This is a genomic window from Streptomyces sp. JLBG701, assembly GCF_058544905.1.
In genome coordinates this window covers 8,638,378-8,658,334 of record NZ_CM178588.1, presented here as the reverse complement: position 1 = coordinate 8,658,334, position 19,957 = coordinate 8,638,378, and the positions used below count along the sequence as shown (strand labels likewise).

Below are 19,957 nucleotides of genomic sequence, written 5' to 3'. Positions count from 1 at the left end.
GCAGGCTGGGTCGACTACTCGGTGTCCCCGGAGGCCGGCGGCTTCATCACCTGGCCGAGCGTGGTCTCCTCGTGCAGGCCGAGACGGCTGTGGGAGCGGCCGTAGAGGAAGTACACGAAGAAGCCGACCACCATCCAGATGCCGAACCGCAGCCAGGTCTCGGCGGGCAGGTTCAGCATCAGCCACAGACAGGCCAGGACGGAGAGGACAGGGAGGAACGGTACCCAGGGGGTGCGGAAGGCGCGGTGCAGGTCGGGGCGGGTGCGGCGGAGGATGATCACGCCGAGTGCGACGACGACGAAGGCGAACAGCGTGCCGATGTTGACCAGTTCCGCGAGTTCACTCAGGCTGGTGAAGCCCGCGAGGATCGCGATGACCACGCCGAGCAGGATGGTCGGCCGGTGCGGGGTCTTGAAGCGCGGGTGGACCTGGGAGAAGAAGCGGGGCAGCAGTCCGTCGCGGCTCATCGCGAAGAAGACCCGGGTCTGGCCGAGGAGCAGGATCATGCAGACCGTGGTCAGGCCGACGGCGGCGCCGAAGCTGATGAAGCCCGCGAACCAGGGGTGGCCGGTGGCCTTGAACGCGTCGGCGAGCGGGGCGTCCACGGAGAGCTGGGTGTAGTTCTGCATGCCGGTGACGACGATGGACACGGCGACGTAGAGCACGGTGCAGATGAGCAGGGAGCCGAGGATGCCGCGCGGCATGTCCCGCTGGGGGTTCCTGGTCTCCTCGGCGGCGGTGGCGACGACGTCGAAGCCGATGAAGGCGAAGAAGACGACCGACGCGGCGGTGAAGATGCCCATCGCGCCGAAGTTGGAGGGCGCCCAGCCGAACATCAGCTGGATCAGCGGCGCCTGGAGGTTTCCGCCGGCCTCCACGGTCTGCGACTTGGGGATGAACGGGTCGTAGTTGTCGCCCACGATGAAGAAGGAGCCGGCGATGATCACGACGAGTACGACGGTCACCTTGATCGCGACGACCAGCGTGGTGATCCGCGCGGAGAGCTTCATGCCGAGGACGAGGATGCCGGTGAGCACCAGGACGAGCGCGGCGGCGAGGAGGTCGAAGCCGAACCCGTCGGCGCCCTCCCGCCCGCTGAGCGCCTCCGGCAGATGCCAGCCCGCGTTGTCCATCAGCGAGGCGATGTAGCCGGACCAGCCGACGGCGACCACCGCCGTGCCGAGTGCGAACTCCAGGACGAGGTCCCAGCCGATGATCCAGGCGGGCAGTTCACCGAGGGAGGCGTACGAGAAGGTGTACGCGGAGCCCGCCACCGGCACCGTGGACGCGAACTCGGCGTAGCAGAGCGCGGCGAGCCCGCACACGACGCCGGCGACGACGAAGGACAGGGCGACGGCGGGGCCGGCGTTGTTCTTGGCGACCGTGCCGGTGAGGACGAAGATGCCGGTGCCGATGATGACACCGACGCCGAAGACGGTCAGATCCAGCGCCGACAGGGACTTCTTGAGCGCGTGCTCGGGTTCCTCGGTGTCGAGGATGGACTGCTCGACCTTCTTCGTCCTGAAGAGGGTGTTGCTCACGGGCGTACCTCCCACGCTGTGTCGTCCCGGACATGATCGAGAGGGGGCGTGGTCCGTATGCCCCGGCACGGGGAGTTTCACGCGAATGGGCCGGTTTCACCACCGTGACGGGTGCTGAAACCGGCCCACATGGACGCGGAGAGCCGTGTCAGTCGCGCGCGGGCTCCACCGAGTCGACCTCGGCGGCGGCACGGTCGAACCGGCCGTCGAGCTTGGAGACGAGCCCCGTGACCTGGCGGGCGATGTCGGGTGCGGTGAGGCCGATCTCCGCCATGACCTCGGCGCGGGAGGCGTGGTCGAGGAAGCGGGGCGGGATGCCGAAGTCGCGCAGCGGGATGTCGACGCCCGCGTCGCGCAGGGCCTGCGCGACGGCCGAACCGACGCCGCCCACGCGGGAGTTGTCCTCGACGGTGACGACCACGCGGTGCTGCTCGGCGAGCGGGGCCATCGCCTCGTCGACCGGCTTGACCCAGCGCGGGTCGACGACGGTCGTGGAGATGCCCTGCTTGTCGAGGAGGTTGGCGATCTCCAGGCACATCGGCGCCAGGGCGCCGACGGAGACCAGGAGCACGTCCGGTGCGTCGGTGCCCGGCTCGCGCAGTACGTCCATGCCGCCGACGCGGCCGACGGCGGGTACGGCGGGGCCGACGGCGCCCTTCGAGAAGCGGACGACGGTCGGCGCGTCGTCGACGGCGACGGCCTCGCGCAGTTGGGCGCGGACCTGGTCGGCGTCGCGCGGGGCGGCCAGTCTGAGGCCCGGGACGACCTGGAGGATCGACATGTCCCACATGCCGTTGTGGGAGGCGCCGTCGGTGCCGGTGACGCCGGCCCGGTCCAGGACGAACGTCACACCGCACTTGTGGAGGGCGACATCCATCAGGACCTGGTCGAAGGCACGGTTGAGGAAGGTCGCGTACACCGCGAAGACGGGATGCAGACCGCCCGTGGCGAGGCCCGCCGCGGAGACGGCCGCGTGCTGCTCCGCGATGCCCACGTCGTAGACCCGGTCCGGGAAGGCCTTGGCGAACTTGTCGAGGCCGACCGGCTGGAGCATCGCGGCCGTGATGGCGACGATGTCCTCCCGCTCCTGGCCGAGCTTGACCATCTCAGCGCCGAAGACGGAGGTCCAGTCGGCGCCGGAGGAGGCGATCGGCAGGCCCGTGTCGGGGTGGATCTTGCCGACGGCGTGGAAGCGGTCCGCCTCGTCCTGGAGGGCGGGCTGGTAGCCGCGGCCCTTCTCGGTGAGGCAGTGCACGATCACCGGGCCGCCGAAGCGCTTGGCGCGGGCCAGCGCCGACTCCAGGGCCTCGATGTCGTGGCCGTCGATGGGGCCGACGTACTTCAGGCCGAGGTCCTCGAACATGCCCTGCGGGGCGATGAAGTCCTTCAGGCCCTTCTTGGCCCCGTGGAGCGTCTCGTAGAGGGGCTTGCCGACGACCGGGGTGCGCTCCAGGAGGTCCTTGCCGCGGGCCAGGAAGCGCTCGTAGCCGTCGGTGGTGCGCAGGGTCGCGAGGTGGTTCGCGAGGCCGCCGATGGTCGGCGCGTAGGAGCGCTCGTTGTCGTTGACGACGATGACCAGCGGGCGGTCCTTGGCGTCGGCGATGTTGTTGAGCGCCTCCCAGGCCATACCGCCGGTCAGGGCGCCGTCACCGATCACGGCGACGACGTGGTCGTCGCGTTTGAGCACCTCGTTGGCCTTCGCGAGGCCGTCGGCCCAGCCGAGGACCGTGGAGGCGTGCGAGTTCTCGATCACGTCGTGCTCGGACTCGGCCTGCGCGGGGTAGCCGGACAGGCCGCCCTTCATCTTCAGCTTGGAGAAGTCCTGGCGGCCGGTGAGCAGCTTGTGGACGTAGGACTGGTGCCCCGTGTCCCACAGGACCTTGTCCTTGGGCGAGTCGAACACACGGTGCAGGGCGATGGTGAGCTCGACCACACCGAGGTTGGGGCCGAGGTGGCCGCCGGTCTTGGAGACGGCGTCGACGAGGAAGGTCCGGATCTCCTCTGCCAGCTGGTCCAGCTGCTCCAGGCTGAGCCGGTCCAGATCGCGCGGTCCCCTGATGCGGGTCAGCAGCGGCACCCGTGCCTCCTTGCAGTAGAGCTGATCGAGCTTTCGCCGGGCTTGTCGAGTCTAATGTTCCGCCTTTGAAGTCGGCGCCCGGGCTGTGCGTCGTACATCACGCGAACGGCCGTACGACAGGACTGTGCCCGGCGCCGCCATTGGCACCGGGCACAGGTCTGAAGGGGCAGTACCGCAGCTTGCCCGACCGCGCTACGCGCGACCCGCGGCCTTCTGGCTCCTACGGGAGACGGAGTCGATGACGACCGCACCCAGCAGCACCGCACCGGTGATCATGTACTGGATGGACGTGTTCATGTTGAGCAGGTCGAGACCGGTCTGGATCGACTGGATGACCAGCATGCCCAGCAGGGCCGACCAGACACTGCCCCGGCCACCGAAGAGGCTCGTACCGCCGATGACCGCGGCCGCGATGGCCAGCATCAGCGTGTTGCCGCCACCGGCGTTCAGCGTCGCACTGGCCGTCTGACCGGCGAAGAACATACCGCCGATCGCCGCGAACATGCCGGAGATGGCGAACACGGTGATCCGGACCATGGGCACGTTGATACCGGCACGACGGGCCGCCTCGATGCCGCCGCCGACCGCGAAGACCTTGCGGCCGTACGTGGTGCGCCGCAGCACGAAGTCCACGATCACCAGCGCCGCGAGGAAGAGCACCAGGGAGTTGGACACACCGGCGGCGTTGTTCAGCACGGCCGCGGCGGCGAAGGCCGCCACCGCGAGCGCGACGACGCGCACCAGGATCTCGCTGGTGGGCCGGAAGGGCACTCCGGCCGCCTTGCGGCGACGCTGCTCACCGAAGGAGCCCACGAGCATGGACAGGACGGCGAGGCCGGCCAGCAGGTAGGCGCCGATGACGGCCTGGTCCATGAAGAAGGAGCTCTGGCCGAACAGGTGGATCGGACCGTCGTCGGACGGGATGTTGATGGTGCCGCTCGAACCGAGCAGCCACAGCATCATGCCGTTCCAGCCGAGGAAGCCGGCCAGGGTGACCACGAAGGCCGGTACGCCGATCTTCGCGAAGAACCAGCCGTGCAGCGCGCCGATGGCGATACCGGTGATGACCGCCAGGAACAGCGCCAGCCAGGTGTTCATCCCGTGGTTGACGACGAAGACGGCGAAGACCGTGGAGGCCAGACCGCTGACCGAGCCGACGGACAGGTCGATCTCGCCGAGCAGCAGCACGAAGACCAGGCCGATGGAGAGCATGCCGGTGGCCGACAGGTAGTAGCTGATGTTGGAGAGGTTGTCGGCGCTGAGGAAACGGTCGTTCTGCAGCTGGAAGATCGTCCAGATGACGATCAGGCCGATGAAGACCGGCAGCGAGCCCAGCTCGCCGCCCTTCACCTTGCGCTTGAACTCAGTGACGTAGCCCTTCAGGCCCTCGTCACGGATGAGGAGGCGCGGGTCGACGACGGTCACCGCCGCGGCCGTGGGGTCGTCAGAGGGGGCGACCGTGGTCTGATCCTCCACCACGCCGTCCGACTTCGAGATCTTGGACGTGTCGCTCACTTTGCCGCCTCCGTGGTGCGACGCCCCGCACGACGGGTCACGGCGTTGTCCGTGGCTCCCGTGATCGCGGCGATGATCTCTTCGTGACTGGTGCTCTTCACCGGGAAGGCGCCGTTGTTCCTGCCGAGGCGCAGGACGTGGACGGTGTCCCCGACCGCCTTCACGTCGGCCATGTTGTGGCTGATGAGGATGACGCCGAGGTCCCGCTCGCGCAGCCGCTCGACCAGGTCGAGGACCTGAGCGGTCTGCTCGACGCCGAGGGCGGCGGTGGGCTCGTCGAGGATGACGACCTTGGGGTCACCGATCAGGGCGCGGGCAATGGCCACGACCTGGCGCTGGCCACCGGAGAGGCTCGCGATCGGGATGCGCACGCTCGGGATGCGGATGGAGAGCGTGCTCAGCAGCTCCCGGGCGTTCTTCTCCATCGCCACCTCGTCGATGACGCCGCGGCGCAGCAGCTCACGTCCGAGGTAGAGGTTGCCGACCACGTCGAGGTTGTCGCAGAGCGCGAGGTCCTGGTAGACGGTGGCGACGCCGAGGCCCTGGGCGTCGTGCGGCTTGTTGATGCTGACGGGCTTGCCGTCCCACTCGATGACGCCCTCATCGATGGGGTGGACGCCCGCGATCGTCTTGACCAGGGTGGACTTTCCTGCGCCGTTGTCGCCCACCAGGGCGACCACTTCTCCGGCGTGAACCTCCAGATCGACATCGGTGAGGGCCTGAACCGCACCGAATCGCTTGGAGACTCCGCGCAACGCCAACACGGGCGTAGCGGACACGTGAACCATCTCCTTCGCCGCCTGACCGGCGGGGATGCCGCGCTTGGGGGTGAGGCAAGGCGCGGAGGGGTGTGCGAAATGCACAAGTTTACAAGATGAACATGCGCGAATCCGCTGCCCTTGGCAACGGTTCCGTCCGACGCCCGGCCCGGCAGCGGGGTATGAAAGCCGGGGCGGGCGTCGGAGGGGTTCGCGGGACCGCCGGGCGGTTTACCCCCGGGGGATCGCTCCCCCGGGACCGGCGGTGTGGTGCGCTTACTCCAGGCCGGCGGTCTTGCAGGCCGCGGCGTAGTCGGCGGTGCAGATGTCGGCGACGGTGTACAGCCCGTCCTTGACCACGGTGTCGTTGATGTTGTCCACGGTCACCGAGACCGGGGTCAGCAGCTGCGAGGGCACCTTGTCGCCGGAGCCGCTGGTCTGCGTCGAGGTCGCGAGCGAGTCGATGCTCTTGCCCTGGAGCAGGTTGACCGCGATGGTCGCTGCGGCGTCCGCCTCCGGCTTGTAGGCCTTGTAGACGGTGCTGGACTGGGTGCCGGCGATGATGCGCTGGATACCCGCGAGCTCCGCGTCCTGACCCGTCAGCGGGATGCCGCTGATGCCGGCGCCCTTGAGGGTGTTGGCGATACCACCGGCCATGCCGTCGTTGGCGGCGTAGACGCCCGCGATGTTCTTGGCGCCGAGCTGGGTGATGGCCGCCGACATCTTCTGGGCGGCGACGGTGTCCTTCCAGAGGCCGGACTGCTCGTAGGCGATGTCGACCTTGCCGTCGAGGGCCTTGTGCGCGCCCTCCTTGAACATCGCGGCGTTCGGGTCGGCGTCGTCACCGTTGATCATGACGACCTTGGACTTGGTGGTCGCCTTGTCGCCGAGCGCGGAGAGCAGGGCCTCACCCTGGAGCTCGCCGACCTTGACGTTGTCGAAGGAGACGTACGCCGAGACCGGGCCCTGGGCGAGACGGTCGTAGGCCACGACCTTGACGCCCTTGTCGACGGCGGTCTGGATCGAGGACTTGATCGCGGCGGAGTCCTGGGCGCTGATCGCGATGACCTTGACGCCCTTGGTGATCATGCTGCTGACCTGCTGGGCCTGCTTGGCCGTGTCCGCGCCGGCGTTGGCGTACTCGACGGTGCAGTCGGAGCAGAGCTCCTTGACCTTGGCCTCGAAGTACGGCTTGTCGAACTTCTCGTAGCGCGCGGTCACGCTGTCGGGGAGCAGCAGGCCGATCTTCTTGCCACCGGTGTCGCTGCTGCTACCAGAGTCGCTGTCGTTGTCCCCGGCCTTGCCGCAGGCGGCCATGGCCAGTGCCATGGAAACCGCGGCGGTACCGATCACGACTCTACGCATCGTTGCGTTCATTTGGGGGTGCCTCCCTGACAGGGCCGCAACGCTGCGGCCGAGGTGGCTGGAAGTCAACTCGGCCACGCGTGCGACGTCAAGAAGTAAATACTTAACGAGATGGCAACGGCCTCGTGCGTTCTCTAAGTGAAGGCAGGGGTTGCCGCATGCAGCGTGCCGTCCAAAAGGGTCGAATCGCCCATCTCGCTAAGTGCGAGAGCGAGCGCTCCGAGCACCTCCGCACGGCCCCCAAGTGCCCCCGGGAGAACGGACAGTTGGCGTGCCGCACTGGGGATCGCGTAGCGGCCGACCGACTCCCTGATCGGCCCGAGCAGCAGCTCACCGGCCTCGGCGAGATCACCGCCCAGGACCACCCGGCTCGGGTTCAGCAGATTGCAGAGATTCGCGACTCCACTGCCGACGTGTCGGCCGACGTCGGCGATCACCCGACGGCAGCCCGGGTCTCCGTCCCTGGCCAGCCGTACGACGCCTTCCATGGTCAGGTCGGTGCCGTGACTGGACTGGAGCAGCGGGAGCACATAGCGCGCGGCCGCGAAGGTCTCCAGGCAGCCCCGGTTTCCGCAGCGGCAGACAGGGCCGGACTCATCAAGAGTAATATGCCCGATTTCTCCCGCAGTGCCACCCGGGCCCCGGTAGATCTTGCCGTCGATGACCAGGCCGGCGCCGACACCGCTTGCGACCTTGATGTACGCCAGGTCCCTGACCCCCCGGCCGCTGCCCCAGACCATCTCGCCCAGGGCGCCCAGGTTGGCGTCGTTGTCCACGTGCACGGGCACCCCGAGCCGGGCTCTGAGCTCCTCGGCGGGTCTGGTGCCGCTCCAGCCCGGCAGGATCGCGCCGGAGCCCAGGGTGCCGGACTCGACGTCGATCGGACCGGGCACACCCAGGCCCACCCCTGCGATCTTGGAACGGTCGACTCCGGTCGCCGCGATCAGGCGGTTGACCAGCTCTTCCGCCCGGTCGAAGCCCTGCGCCGAGGAGGCGTCCACGTCCAGCGGCTCGGACTCCTCGGCCAGCACCTGGTGGGCCAGGTTCCCGACCGCGACGCGCAAATGCGTGTGCCCGAAGTCCACGCCGATCACGATGCCGGCGTCCCCGCTCAGCGAGACGCTGCGGGCCCTGCGGCCACCCGACGAAGTGGGCGTGACCTCGACGGTTCCGCCGTCCTTGAGCTCCCGCACGATGTTCGAGACCGTCGCCGCGGACAGGCCGGTCGTCCGAGCGATCTCCGCCTGCGTGAGCGACCCGGCCAGGCGTACGGCGCGTACGACCCGCTCCAGGTTGGCTCGGTGCAGCGACGACTGCGACCCTGGAGTCTCCACGACGACCTCCTGCGCACGGGGCCGCTTCGATGAGACCCCGTCTATGTCCAACTAGTGAACTCTAAGCTGAGCCGTTCGGGTTGCCTCCCGTCAAGAGGTTGAACTGTTTCCAGGGCGTTGCGGACGCGCGCGCACCCCGCTCCCGGGGGCGGGAACGGCGTGCGCGCGGATGGTCGCGGAGCGTTAGTTCAAGATCCAAAGGCTACTTCAGGGTCGCCGAGGTCAGACCCGCCTGCACCTGCCTCTGGAAGGACAGATAGACCACCAGCATCGGGATCATCGCGATCGTCACACCCGCGAAGAGGACGGGCAGGTCGGAGGCGTACCCCTGCTGCTGTTGCAGCTGGATGAGGCCCTGGGTGAGGACGTAGCGCTCGGGGTCGTCGCCGCTTTGCGGCTGCATCAGGACCGTCGGCAGGATGAACTGGTTCCACTGGCCCAGGGTGTTGAAGATGCCGACGCTGATCAGACCCGGCTTCGCCATCGGCAGCATCACCTGGAAGAAGGTCCGGGTGTGCGAGGCGCCGTCCAGGATCGCCGCCTCGAAGATCGCCGTGGGCAGGGTCCGGAAGAAGGCGTGCATGAAGAACACCGTGAACGGCAGCGAGTAGGCGACGTACACCAGGATCAGACCCTGGTAGGTGTTCAGCATGTCCAGCCGCTTGACCATGAAGAACAGCGGGACCAGCGCCAGGAACACCGGGAACATCGCGCCCGCGACGAAGAAGTAGTACAGGAGCCGGTTGCCCCAGAACTGGTAGCGGGCCAGCACATAGGCGGCCATCGAGCCGAAGAGCATCGTCAGCGGCACCGAGAAGGCCAGCACGATGACGGTGTTCAGGAAGTAGTCGCCGATGCCCTTGTCCCAGGCGCGGGAGAAGACGTCCAGCGACCAGTTCTGCGGCCAGCCGAAGGCCGAACCGCCGATCTGCGTATCGGTCTTGAAGGAGCTGAGCACCAGCCACAGCAGCGGCAGCACGATCAGCAGGGCCCACAGGGCGAGGAAGCCGTGCGAGAAGGCGTTCAGTACGACGCCCTCGCCACGCTGGTCACCGGGGCGGCCGGCGGTCTTGGTCACCGGGGGCGGGGGCGGCACGGCGTCGCTCGTGGCGGCCGTCTCCTTGAGGGGTGCGCTCATCGTCTCGTCTCTCCCGCTCAGAACTCGATGCGCTCGCGGCGGGTGGCGCGCAGCGTGATCACGGACAGGACCAGGGTGAGCAGGAGCATGACCACGCCCATGGCGCAGGCGTAACCGCTCTTTCCGAAGTAGAGGAAGTTGCGCATCATCACGGTCGACATGACGTCGCTGTGGTGGTCCGGACCGCCGCCGTACGCGCCCATGTTGGCGGTCATGGAGGAGACCAGGACGAACATGTCCATCGCGACAATGCCCAGGTACACCCAGGCCGTCTGCACGGAGTCCCACAGCAGGGGAAGCGTGATCCGGAAGAAGGACTGGGAGCGGCCCGCGCCGTCGATGAGGGCGGCCTCGTAGATGTCCTTCGGGATGGACTGCATGGCGGCCGAGAACAGCACCAGGTAGAAGCCGACGCCGTGCCAGATGACGACCACCATCAGCGCCCACAGCACGATGTTGGGCTCGTTGAGCCACTCCACCGGGCTGTCGGTATCGACCAGGCCGATTTTGATCAGAAAGCCGTTCAGCAGTCCGCCGCCGTCGCTGCGATACACCGCGTTGAACAGGACCGCGAGAATCGCGAGCGACAGGACCTGCGGAAAGAAGTAGACGATTTTGTAGAACTTGGACCCGCCGACGCCCTGCACGCCTCCGGCCCGGCTGCGCCCGCCCGCGTTCAGCATGAAGGCGAAGAACAGGGCGAGCAGAATGGTGATCACCGGGATGAACACCAGGAACAGGATGTTGTGCCAGATGGCCTTCAGGAAGACATCGTCCTCGAACAGCGCCTTGTAGTTGTCCAGGCCGATGAAGTTGAAGGTCTGCGACTGTCCTCTCCAGTCGGTCAGCGAATAGCCGAACGTCTGGATGTACGGCCAGATGACGAAGATCAGATAGAGCGCCACGGGAACGAAGAGAAATCCCGCGACGAACCGATACTGCCCTTTGCGCATGGCGTTCCTGTCCCTGGTGTCCCGCACGAATCAGTCGCGGTGGTTCTTCTTCGAGGCCGGGTCCTTGGCCTGCTTGTCGACCGCGGCCTGGCACCGCTTGAGCCATTCCGCGGGCTGAATGCGCTTGGCCATCAGCTCGTTGGACGCGGCCTCGATGGCGGCGCCCATCTCGCTGTACCACTCCGTGTACAGGAAACGGAAGGTGTTGTCGCCGGCCGCCTTGGACGCCTCGACCGTGGACTGGGTACCGGGACGCAGCTGGACGCCGGAGTCGACACCGTCCTTGAGGATGGTCAGCGAGTTGGCCTCCTTGGCGAACAGCGTCGACCACTCCTTGGAGAGCATCAGACGCATGAACTCCTTGGCGCCGGCCAGGTTCTGGGCCTTGGCCGGGATGATGAAGGGCTCGCCGGAGCCGGCCCGGATCGCCTCGAACGGCAGCACGCTGTCCGGCAGCAGCGGCATTGGCAGGAACTTCATGTCGAAGTCGTCCGGCGTCTGCTTGAGCTGCTCGTTCTCCAGCCAGGAGCCGCTGGTGATGAAGACGGCGTCGTACTGGTTCCAGCGGGTCTGGGACTCGGTGTGGGTCAGGCCGTTCGTTCCGGGCATCAAGTAGCCCTTCTCGACGACCTCGTAGATCGCCTCGACACCGGCCTTCGCGGCGTCGGAGCCGACGAACGCCTTGGGGTCGAGGTTGTCGATCGCCTTCATGGCGTCCAGGCCGCCCGTCTTGGCGATCAGGTCCATGATGGCGACGTTGATGTAGTACGGGTACTTGCCCTGGTGCGCGAGGCCGCCGATGCCCTGGGACTTGGCGTCCTTGCAGATGGCGAGGAAGTCGGCCCAGGTCTTGGGCTCCTCCCAGCCCTTCTCCTTGAAGAGCTTGCCTGAGTACCACAGGCCCCACACCGTGTAGATGTAGTTGAGGGCGACGACCTTGCCCTCCTGCAGGCCGGCGTCGAGCGTGCCGGCGATGAGGGTGTCGCGCACCTTCTTCGAGGGGTCGTCGACCGACGGGGCGTCCAGGACCTCGGCGAGGTCGAGGAGTGCTCCGTTCTTGTAGAGGACGTCCACCTTGATCTGCTGGGCGCCGGAGTCGTCGACGATGTCCGGCGGGGTGCCCGCGTTGAGGCGGGGCTGGAGCTTGCCCGTGATCTCCTGCGTGCCGGTGTGGGTGGAGGTGACGCCCCACTTGGTCTTGAAGGCGGCCTCCCATGCCTTGGCGTAGTCGTCGCCGTAGCCGCCCTTGAAGATCATGACGTCGAGCTTGCTGCCCTTCTTCACACCGAAGGGGTTCGACTCGGACGTCTTGCCCGTGCTGTCGTCGGAGGCGGAGTCGTCGCCTCCGCCGCTGGCGCACGCGGACAGGAAACTCATGGTGGGGACGGTGATCAGGCCGAGTGCGGCAGACTTCTTGATCAGATCGCGGCGGCCGACGCCGTTGGAGTCATTGTGATCGGCGGAAGTGGATCCCATGCTCAAGTCCTCGCCTTCTCCAGGACTCAGGCGGTGAACCGGATCCCCGGCACCGCGGTCAGGTCAAGCAGGGTCGAACGCCGACAGGTATAGTCCACTTCCCGCCAGCGGAGCAAGATCGAATGCACTTTTGGTCGTTGGTCTTATCCGAGTTGAGACCTCGCGGAAATGTGGGCCGTCTGTGAGTTTCGATGCGGAGAAATCCCGGCCATTGCCCCCGAATGCCCCACCCAACACCCTTGACATCACTCACCACTTGACGCACTACTGGTCCTTGCGCACCGAGTTGACAACGTTGTCTGGTGTTCAGGGAGGGTGCCCGCACATGAAGCGGAGTATTCGGCACAGATGGGGTTCGGCGGTCGTGTTGGCGACCGCCTTCGCTTTGGCCGTGGGCTCGCAGGGCGTGGCGGTCGCCCTGCCCGTGCAGGCCGCTGCCGCCGACCGGGAGTTCGCGTCCTCCTTCGAGGCGGACGATCCGGCGCCGGACTGGCAGAGCACCGTCGACACGGCGGCGGACGGCACGAAACGCGCGTCGGGCGTCGACGGCGGATACAGCAGCGGCATTCCGGGCAATGTGACCGACCATGTCACGGACGTCAGGGCGAGCGCCGAGAACACGGCGGGCGGCGAGGTGAAGGAGAACCTCGTCGACGGCGAGCCGAGCACCAAGTGGCTGGCCTTCGAGGCCTCCGGCTGGGCCGAGTTCGACCTGGACGAGCCGGTCAAGGTCGTGACGTACGCCCTCACCTCGGCCAACGACTACGCCGAACGCGACCCGCGCGACTGGACCCTCCAGGGCTCCACCGACGGCACCGACTGGAAGACCCTGGACACCCGCACCGGCGAGACCTTCGCCGAACGGTTCCAGACGAAGACGTATGCCATCGACGCTGTCGCCGACGCGGCCGCCGAGTACCGGCACTTCCGGCTCGACATCACCCGGAACAACGGCGCTTCGGGCATCACGCAGCTCGCCGACGTCCAGTTCTCCAAGGGCGGCAGCGCCGACCCGGTGCCGCCGGACATGCTCTCGCTGGTGGACCGCGGCCCGAGCGGCTCCCCGACCGCGAAGGCGGGCGCCGGCTTCACCGGCAAGCGGGCGCTGCGCTACGCCGGCCGGCACAACGCCGACGGGAGGGCGTACTCGTACAACAAGGTCTTCGACGTGAACGTGGCCGTCCGCCGGGACAGCGAACTGTCGTACCGGATCTTCCCGTCGATGGCGGACGGTGACCGCGACTACGACGCCACGAACGTGTCCGTGGACCTCGTCTTCACCGACGGCACCCATCTGAGCGACCTGTCCCCGACCGACCAGCACGGCTTCCCGCTCACCCCGCAGGGGCAGGGCGGCGCCAAGGGGCTCTACGTCAACCAGTGGAACAACGTCGTCTCGGGGATCGGGTCGGTCGCTGCGGGCCGGACCGTCGACCGGATCCTGGTGGCGTACGACTCCCCCGGCGGGCCGGCGAAGTTCCGGGGCTGGCTGGACGATGTGGCGATCAGGTCGGTCGCGCCCGAGAAGCCGAAGGCGCATCTGTCCGACTACGCGCTGACGACCCGGGGCACCAACTCCAGCGGCGGCTTCTCGCGCGGCAACAACTTCCCGGCGACAGCCGTGCCGCACGGGTTCAACTTCTGGACGCCGGTGACGAACGCGGGCTCGCTGAGCTGGCTGTACGACTACGCACGTGCAAACAACGCGGACAACCTGCCCACCATCCAGGCGTTCAGCGCCAGCCATGAGCCGAGCCCCTGGATGGGTGACCGGCAGACCTTCCAGGTCATGCCGTCGGCCGCGTCAGGCACCCCGGACACGGGGCGCACGGCACGGGCGCTGGCCTTCCGGCACGAGAACGAGACCGCGCGGCCGTACTACTACGGGGTGACCTTCGAGAACGGTCTCAAGGCGGAGATGACTCCGACCGACCACGCGGCCGCGCTCCGCTTCACCTACCCGGGCGACGACGCGAGCGTCCTCTTCGACAACGTCACCGACCAGGCCGGGCTGACGCTCGACAAGGAGAGCGGGACGTTCACCGGCTACTCCGACGTGAAGTCCGGGCTGTCGACCGGGGCCACCCGACTCTTCGTATACGGGGTGTTCGACGCGCCTGTGACGGACGGGAGTTCCTCGGGGGTCAAGGGCCATCTGCGGTTCGACGCCGGTGCCGACCACGCCGTCACGCTGCGCATCGCCACCTCGCTCATCAGCGTCGACCAGGCCAGGGACAACCTGGCCCAGGAGATCCCGGACGGCACCCCGTTCGACGCGGTCAAGGTGGCCGCCCGGCGGCAGTGGGACCGGCTGCTCGGCAAGGTCGAGGTTCAGGGCGCGACGCCCGACCAGCTGACCACGCTGTACTCCAGCCTGTACCGGCTGTACCTGTATCCCAACTCCGGCTTCGAGAAGGTCGGTTCGAAGTACCAGTACGCGTCGCCCTTCTCCCCCATGCCCGGCCCCGACACCCCGACGCACACCGGCGCGAAGATCGTGGACGGCAAGGTGTACGTCAACAACGGCTTCTGGGACACGTATCGGACGACCTGGCCGGCGTACTCGTTCCTGACGCCCAGTCAGGCGGGTGAGATGGTCGACGGGTTCGTGCAGCAGTACAAGGACGGCGGCTGGACCTCGCGCTGGTCCTCGCCCGGGTACGCCGACCTCATGACCGGCACCTCCTCGGACGTCGCCTTCGCGGACGCCTACGTCAAGGGCGTCGACTTCGACGCGGAGTCGGCGTACGACGCGGCCGTGAAGAACGCGACCGTCGTCCCGCCCTCGTCGGGCGTCGGCCGCAAGGGCATGAGCACCTCGCCCTTCCTCGGCTACACCAGCACCGACACGCACGAGGGCCTGTCGTGGGCGCTGGAGGGATACCTCAACGACTACGGCATCGCGCGGATGGGACAGGCGCTCTACAAGAAGACGGGCGAGAAGCGCTACCAGGAGGAGTCCGAGTACTTCCTCAACCGCGCCCAGGACTACGTCAGTCTCTTCGACACGAAGGCCGGCTTCTTCCAGGGCCGGGACGCCGACGGAAGCTGGCGGGTGGAGTCCTCGGCCTACGACCCGCGCGTGTGGGGCTACGACTACACCGAGACCAACGGCTGGGGGTACGCCTTCACCGCCCCGCAGGACAGCCGCGGCCTGGCCAACCTGTACGGCGGCCGGAGCGGCCTCGCGGACAAGCTCGACGAGTACTTCGCGACCCCCGAGACCGCCTCACCCGAGTTCGTCGGCTCCTACGGCGGTGTCATCCATGAGATGACGGAGGCGCGGGACGTCCGGATGGGCATGTACGGGCACTCCAACCAGGTGGCCCACCACGTGAATTACATGTACGACGCGGCCGGACAGCCATGGAAGACACAGAGGAACGTTCGCGAGGTCCTCTCCCGCCTCTACACCGGCAGCGAGATCGGACAGGGCTACCACGGCGACGAGGACAACGGCGAGCAGTCCGCCTGGTACCTGTTCTCCGCGCTCGGCTTCTACCCGCTGGTGATGGGCAGCGGCGAATACGCCGTCGGATCACCGCTGTTCAAGAAGGCGACGGTCCATCTGGAGAACGGCAGGGACCTGGTGGTCAGGGCGCCGAAGAACAGTGCGCGGAACGTGTACGTGCAGGGTCTGAAGGTCAACGGCCGTACCTGGACGTCGACTTCACTCCCCCACTCGCTGCTGGCGAAGGGCGGGACCCTGGACTTCGACATGGGGTCGCGGCCGTCGTCGTGGGGCACGGGCAAGAACGCGGCGCCCGTCTCCATCACCCAGGACGACAAGGTGCCGACGCCTCGGACGGACGCGCTCAAGGGGGAGGGTGCCCTCTTCGACAACACGTCGGCGACGGACGCGACGGTGACGTCGGTGGACCTTCCGGTGTCCGGGCCGGTCAAGGGAGTCCAGTACACGCTGACTTCGTCCTCGGACCACACGAAGGCGCCGACCGGCTGGATCCTCCAGGGTTCGGACGACGGGGCCGAGTGGACGACGCTCGATGAACGGTCGGGCGAGTCCTTCGCCTGGGACAGCCAGACACGGGCGTTCAGCGTGGGGTCTCCGGGTACGTACGGGAAGTATCGACTGGTGCTCGACGGCGAGGCGGTCGTGTCGGAGGTCGAACTGCTCGCCTGAGCATGCGTGTTGGGGGGGAGGCGTCGAGTGTGACGCCTCCCCCGGCCCGTTCGTTCAGCTCACGGCGAGCGCGAACACGTGCAGGTCCGCGTTGCCCGGCAGCTTCACCGACTTGATGCTCTTGCCTTCCGGCGCCGCGAAGGGCTTGGTGGCGAAGACGTACGTCGCCACCGGGTCCCGGTCCGCGCCCGCGACGTTCCGGTACGCGGTCCTCGCGACGATCTCGTTGCCGTACTGAACGCTGCCCCCTCCGCCCCCGACGGTCCAGTCGGTGAAGGAGAGGTCGACGGGGGCGGTGGTGCCATCGGTGTAGGTGACGGTCGCCGTCGTCTGCTGGTTGCCGTTGACCGCGCTGCCGACAAAGGACAACTGGGTTGCGGGAGTGGGCAGTTCAATGGACTGGCCGTTCGCCGAGGCGTTGTCCGGGCGGGCCGCCGGTGAGTTCGGCCAGGTGAAGGTGAGGCCGTTCACCGTCCCTTGCGCACCCGCTGTCAGGCCCGCCGCCGCGAGGGCCTGGCGGGAGTAACTCCAGCCGCCCCCGTCGTAGTCGGCCTCGTCGTGGTCGCCCTCGTCGTCCGAGACACCGGTGTTGTTGTAGGCGGCGAGGAGGGAACCCGGTGCGGCCACCGTCAGGGACACCGGCTGCTCGTACGAGGTGTCGCCCGACGTCACCGTGATCCTGACGTCGTAGAAGCCCTGCGGGGTGTCCGTGGCGGTGGTGAGGGTGATCTCCTGGGAGCCGTCGACGACCGTTCCCTCCGCGGGAGTCGACTGGATGCCGTCGGGTGCGTCGACGCGGAAGCGCACCTCGGGGCCCTGGCCGCCGCTCAGCGAGAGCGCGCGGACGCCGACCTTCGTGCTCTCCCCCGGCGCGAGCGTCGCCGTGGTCGGGCCGACGCCGATCTGGTACGGCTGCTCGCCCGCCCGGAAGGACGGCGGGGCCTCGGTCGCGCCCCAGGTGCGGTTCGGCGTGCCGGAGAGGGTGTAATCCAGTCGGCCGCCGTCCCGTACGAAGGATGCCGGGAGCCAAGGGCGGTCACTGGTACGGCCGTTGAGCTTGAGGGACTGGATGTACGGCGCGTCGGCCGCCGCTCCCGTCGCGCTGATGGAGATGTCGTTGCCGTGCGGGCGGTCGATCTCGATCCTGGGGAACAGCGGTGAGGCCAGGACGAGTTCGGCGCGGGAAGGGACCTGGGGGTACATGCCGAGCGCGGAGAAGACGTACCAGGACGACATCTCGCCGAGGTCGTCGTTGCCGGGGATGCCGCCCGGCTGGGTCGACCAGAGTGCGCCCATCGCCGCCCGGACCGTCTCCTGCGTCTTGTAGGGGGCTCCCGCATACGCGTACAGGTAGGGCACGTTGATCGACGGCTCGTTGTCCAGCTCTGATTTCGCGCCGCCGCTGCCGGTGAACGCCCAGCTGCCGTCGGCGTTGTGGAAGAAGTCGTCGAGGCGCTCGACCGCCTTGCTCTGTCCGCCCATCGCCGCGAAGAGGCCGGCCGGGTTGTGCTGCACCATCCACGTGTACTGGGCCGCCGTGCCCTCGACGAATCCGTTGCCCGTGGCCGGGGTGAAGCCGGTGACCCAACTGCCGTCGGCCTTGCGGTTGGCGATATAACCGCCGGTGGGGTCGGCGGCGATGTTGAAGTTGTTCTGCCACCACTGGGAGCGGCGTGCGAAGGTCGCCGCCGTCTCCTTCTCCCCTGCCGCGGTGGCGAGTTGGGAGAGTGCGAAGTCGGCGCCCGACATCTCCAGGGTCTCGGCGGCGCCGCCCCAGGCGTTGGAGACGGACGGCATGTAGTGCTGCGCCAAGTACTTGTCCAGGGACGGGCGTTGGCCGACCGAGAGGACCGGCTTGCCCGCCGGGGACAGGTCCTGTGCCGTCGGCACGGTCGCCGCCTTCACCAGCGAGGCGAGTGCTCCGCGCAGGTCGAAGTCCGTGCCGCCGAAGGCCCGGATGCCGGCCAGGGAGGCGGGTGAGGGGTCGCCGTTCATGACGTGGGTGCCGCTCGCGCCGTGCAGCCAGCGGTCCCAGATTCCGCCGTTCTGGCGGGCGAGTTCGTAGAGCGACTGGGCGATGTCCGAGCCGGTGCGCGGGCTGAGCAGGGTGAGGAGCTGGACCTGGGAGCGGTAGACGTCCCAGCCGGAGAAGGTGCCGTACTGGGCCCGGTGGCCGGCGCCCACGGTGTGCACCTCGCCGTCGCTGCCCCGGTATCTGCGGTCGGCGTCGCTGATGACGTTCGGGTGCAGGAGGGAGTGGTAGAGCGCGGTGTAGAAGGTGGTGCGCTCGGTGTCCGTGCCGCCGCCGACCCTGATGGCGTCGAGCTGCTCGCGCCAGGCACGCCGGGCCGCGTCCTGGACCGACGCGAAGTCGCGGCCGGGCGGGTTCTCCGCCGCGAGGTTGGCCTCGGCGCCGGCCTGGCTGACGTACGAGATGCCGACCTTGACGTTGACCGGGCCGGTGCCGGGCGCGAACTCGACGTAGCCGCCCGCTCCCTTGCCCGCGACGGGACGGCCGCCGTTCGTGAACCCGCCCGTGCCGCCGCTCGCGGAGGTCGACCCGGGGGTCAGTTCGCCGTCCTGCCAGGTGCCGGTCGTCTTGAAGGCGCGGTCGAAGCGGGCCGTGAAGTGGAGGGTGTAGTAGGCGCGTTGGCCCTCGGGGTCGAGGTAGCCGCAGAAGTTGCCGGAGGTGACGGAGCCGGAGACCGTGCGGGTCGCCGGGTCGATCGTGACCGTCGAATCGGCCGAACCCACCTCGGAGTTGGCGGTGCGGATGAGGAGGGAGGCGGGCTTGTCCGCCGGGTAGGTGAAGCGGGCCGAGCCCGTGCGGGTCGTCGCCGTGAGGTCGGCCGTGACGCCGGAGGAGAGGCCTACCTGGTAGTGGCCGGGCTCGGCGGTCTCGGCGGCGTGGGTGAAGTCGGCCGCGTACACAGCGTCCTTGGTGTCACTCGCGGGGGACGAGGTGACCGCGCCCGCGTACGGGAAGAACGGGATGTCGCCACTACCGCCCGCGCAGCCCGTGCCGGACATGTGGGTGAGGCTGAAGCCGCGGATACGGGTGGCGTCGTACTGGTAGCCGCCGGGGGCCGCGGTTCTGGTCGCGTCGCCGCGGGTGTTCTCGGGGCTCCAGGAGAGCATGCCGAAGGGGACGACGGCGCCGGGGAAGACGTTGCCGCCGTTCTTGGTGCCGATGAGCGGATCGACGTAGGTGGTGGGGTCCCGGACCAGGTCCGGTGGTGGTGCGGCGGAGCTCGCCGCGAGCGCGGGGGTGGTGCCGCCTAGCGCCAGAACGGCCGCCAGCAGCAAGGACATAGGGCGGAATCGCATGACGCGGCCCCTCCTTCTCGGACGGGTCGCGCACCACAGGTCGCACAAGCCGCAGGGACAGTAACCTGCGCCACCGGTACCACGGAAGAGCGCGTACGGCCGTGGTGGCGCGCGTGTCGGCCACCCGCACGGAGCAGCGCCTCCCCCACAGCGCTTCCCCACAGCTCAGCGCAGCCTCAACTGACTTGACATCGTTGTCCGTTGAGGCGGTAGAGTCGCTGTACAGACCATTCGATAACGTTGTCGTCGCATCGCAGGACGACTCACAAGCCACCCACCACCCAGGCAGGTAACTCCCCCGTACCCTGCCCGGCTCGCGGACCCGGTGGGGC

11 protein-coding genes are annotated in these 19,957 nt (G+C 68.1%); 1 reads left to right on the top strand and 10 read right to left on the bottom strand.

The window, feature by feature from the left end; all coding sequences use genetic code 11:
* Positions 1 to 14: 14 nt before the first annotated feature.
* The 9 genes from AC5DRG_RS39845 to ngcE all read right to left on the bottom strand — a co-directional run bounded on the left by AC5DRG_RS39845 (position 15) and on the right by ngcE (position 12,157).
* On the bottom strand, positions 15 to 1,541 hold the full coding sequence (locus AC5DRG_RS39845) for an amino acid permease (RefSeq protein WP_491804716.1): 1,527 nt from the start codon (positions 1,539 to 1,541) through the stop codon (positions 15 to 17).
* A gap of 148 nt (positions 1,542 to 1,689) precedes the next feature.
* Complete coding sequence (gene dxs / locus AC5DRG_RS39840; protein WP_491804715.1) at positions 1,690 to 3,618, bottom strand: 1-deoxy-D-xylulose-5-phosphate synthase; 1,929 nt, start codon at positions 3,616 to 3,618, stop codon at positions 1,690 to 1,692.
* 192 nt (positions 3,619 to 3,810) lie between these two features.
* Positions 3,811 to 5,133: a sugar ABC transporter permease gene (locus AC5DRG_RS39835; RefSeq protein WP_491804714.1), complete on the bottom strand. Its 1,323-nt coding sequence runs from the start codon at positions 5,131 to 5,133 to the stop codon at positions 3,811 to 3,813.
* Complete coding sequence (locus tag AC5DRG_RS39830; protein ID WP_491804713.1) at positions 5,130 to 5,921, bottom strand: ATP-binding cassette domain-containing protein; 792 nt, start codon at positions 5,919 to 5,921, stop codon at positions 5,130 to 5,132. The genes AC5DRG_RS39835 and AC5DRG_RS39830 overlap by 4 nt, the downstream gene beginning before the upstream one ends.
* A 246-nt stretch (positions 5,922 to 6,167) precedes the next feature.
* Positions 6,168 to 7,268, bottom strand: a complete 1,101-nt coding sequence (locus tag AC5DRG_RS39825) for a sugar ABC transporter substrate-binding protein (protein WP_491804712.1) — start codon at positions 7,266 to 7,268, stop codon at positions 6,168 to 6,170.
* A 122-nt stretch (positions 7,269 to 7,390) separates the two neighbouring features.
* Positions 7,391 to 8,590, bottom strand: coding sequence for an ROK family transcriptional regulator (locus AC5DRG_RS39820; protein ID WP_491804711.1), 1,200 nt, complete (start codon positions 8,588 to 8,590; stop codon positions 7,391 to 7,393).
* Positions 8,591 to 8,792: 202 nt separating this feature from the next.
* The gene (locus AC5DRG_RS39815; RefSeq protein ID WP_491804710.1) at positions 8,793 to 9,728 is read right to left on the bottom strand and encodes a carbohydrate ABC transporter permease; all 936 of its coding nucleotides are present in this window, start codon (positions 9,726 to 9,728) and stop codon (positions 8,793 to 8,795) included.
* A 17-nt stretch (positions 9,729 to 9,745) separates the two neighbouring features.
* A complete protein-coding gene (locus AC5DRG_RS39810) occupies positions 9,746 to 10,681 on the bottom strand; it encodes a carbohydrate ABC transporter permease (RefSeq protein WP_491804709.1) in 936 nt (311 codons plus the stop codon).
* Positions 10,682 to 10,711: 30 nt separating this feature from the next.
* A complete protein-coding gene (ngcE, locus tag AC5DRG_RS39805; protein ID WP_491804708.1) occupies positions 10,712 to 12,157 on the bottom strand; it encodes an N-acetylglucosamine/diacetylchitobiose ABC transporter substrate-binding protein in 1,446 nt (481 codons plus the stop codon).
* A 325-nt stretch (positions 12,158 to 12,482) separates the two neighbouring features.
* Here ngcE and AC5DRG_RS39800 point away from each other — a divergent pair, with 325 nt between their 5' ends.
* Positions 12,483 to 16,298 (top strand): GH92 family glycosyl hydrolase, encoded by a 3,816-nt coding sequence (locus AC5DRG_RS39800; protein WP_491804707.1) that lies wholly within the window; start codon positions 12,483 to 12,485, stop codon positions 16,296 to 16,298.
* 54 nt (positions 16,299 to 16,352) lie between these two features.
* On the opposite strand, the gene AC5DRG_RS39795 is transcribed toward AC5DRG_RS39800, so the two are convergent.
* A complete protein-coding gene (locus AC5DRG_RS39795) occupies positions 16,353 to 19,625 on the bottom strand; it encodes a GH92 family glycosyl hydrolase (protein ID WP_491804706.1) in 3,273 nt (1,090 codons plus the stop codon).
* Positions 19,626 to 19,957: the final 332 nt, after the last annotated feature.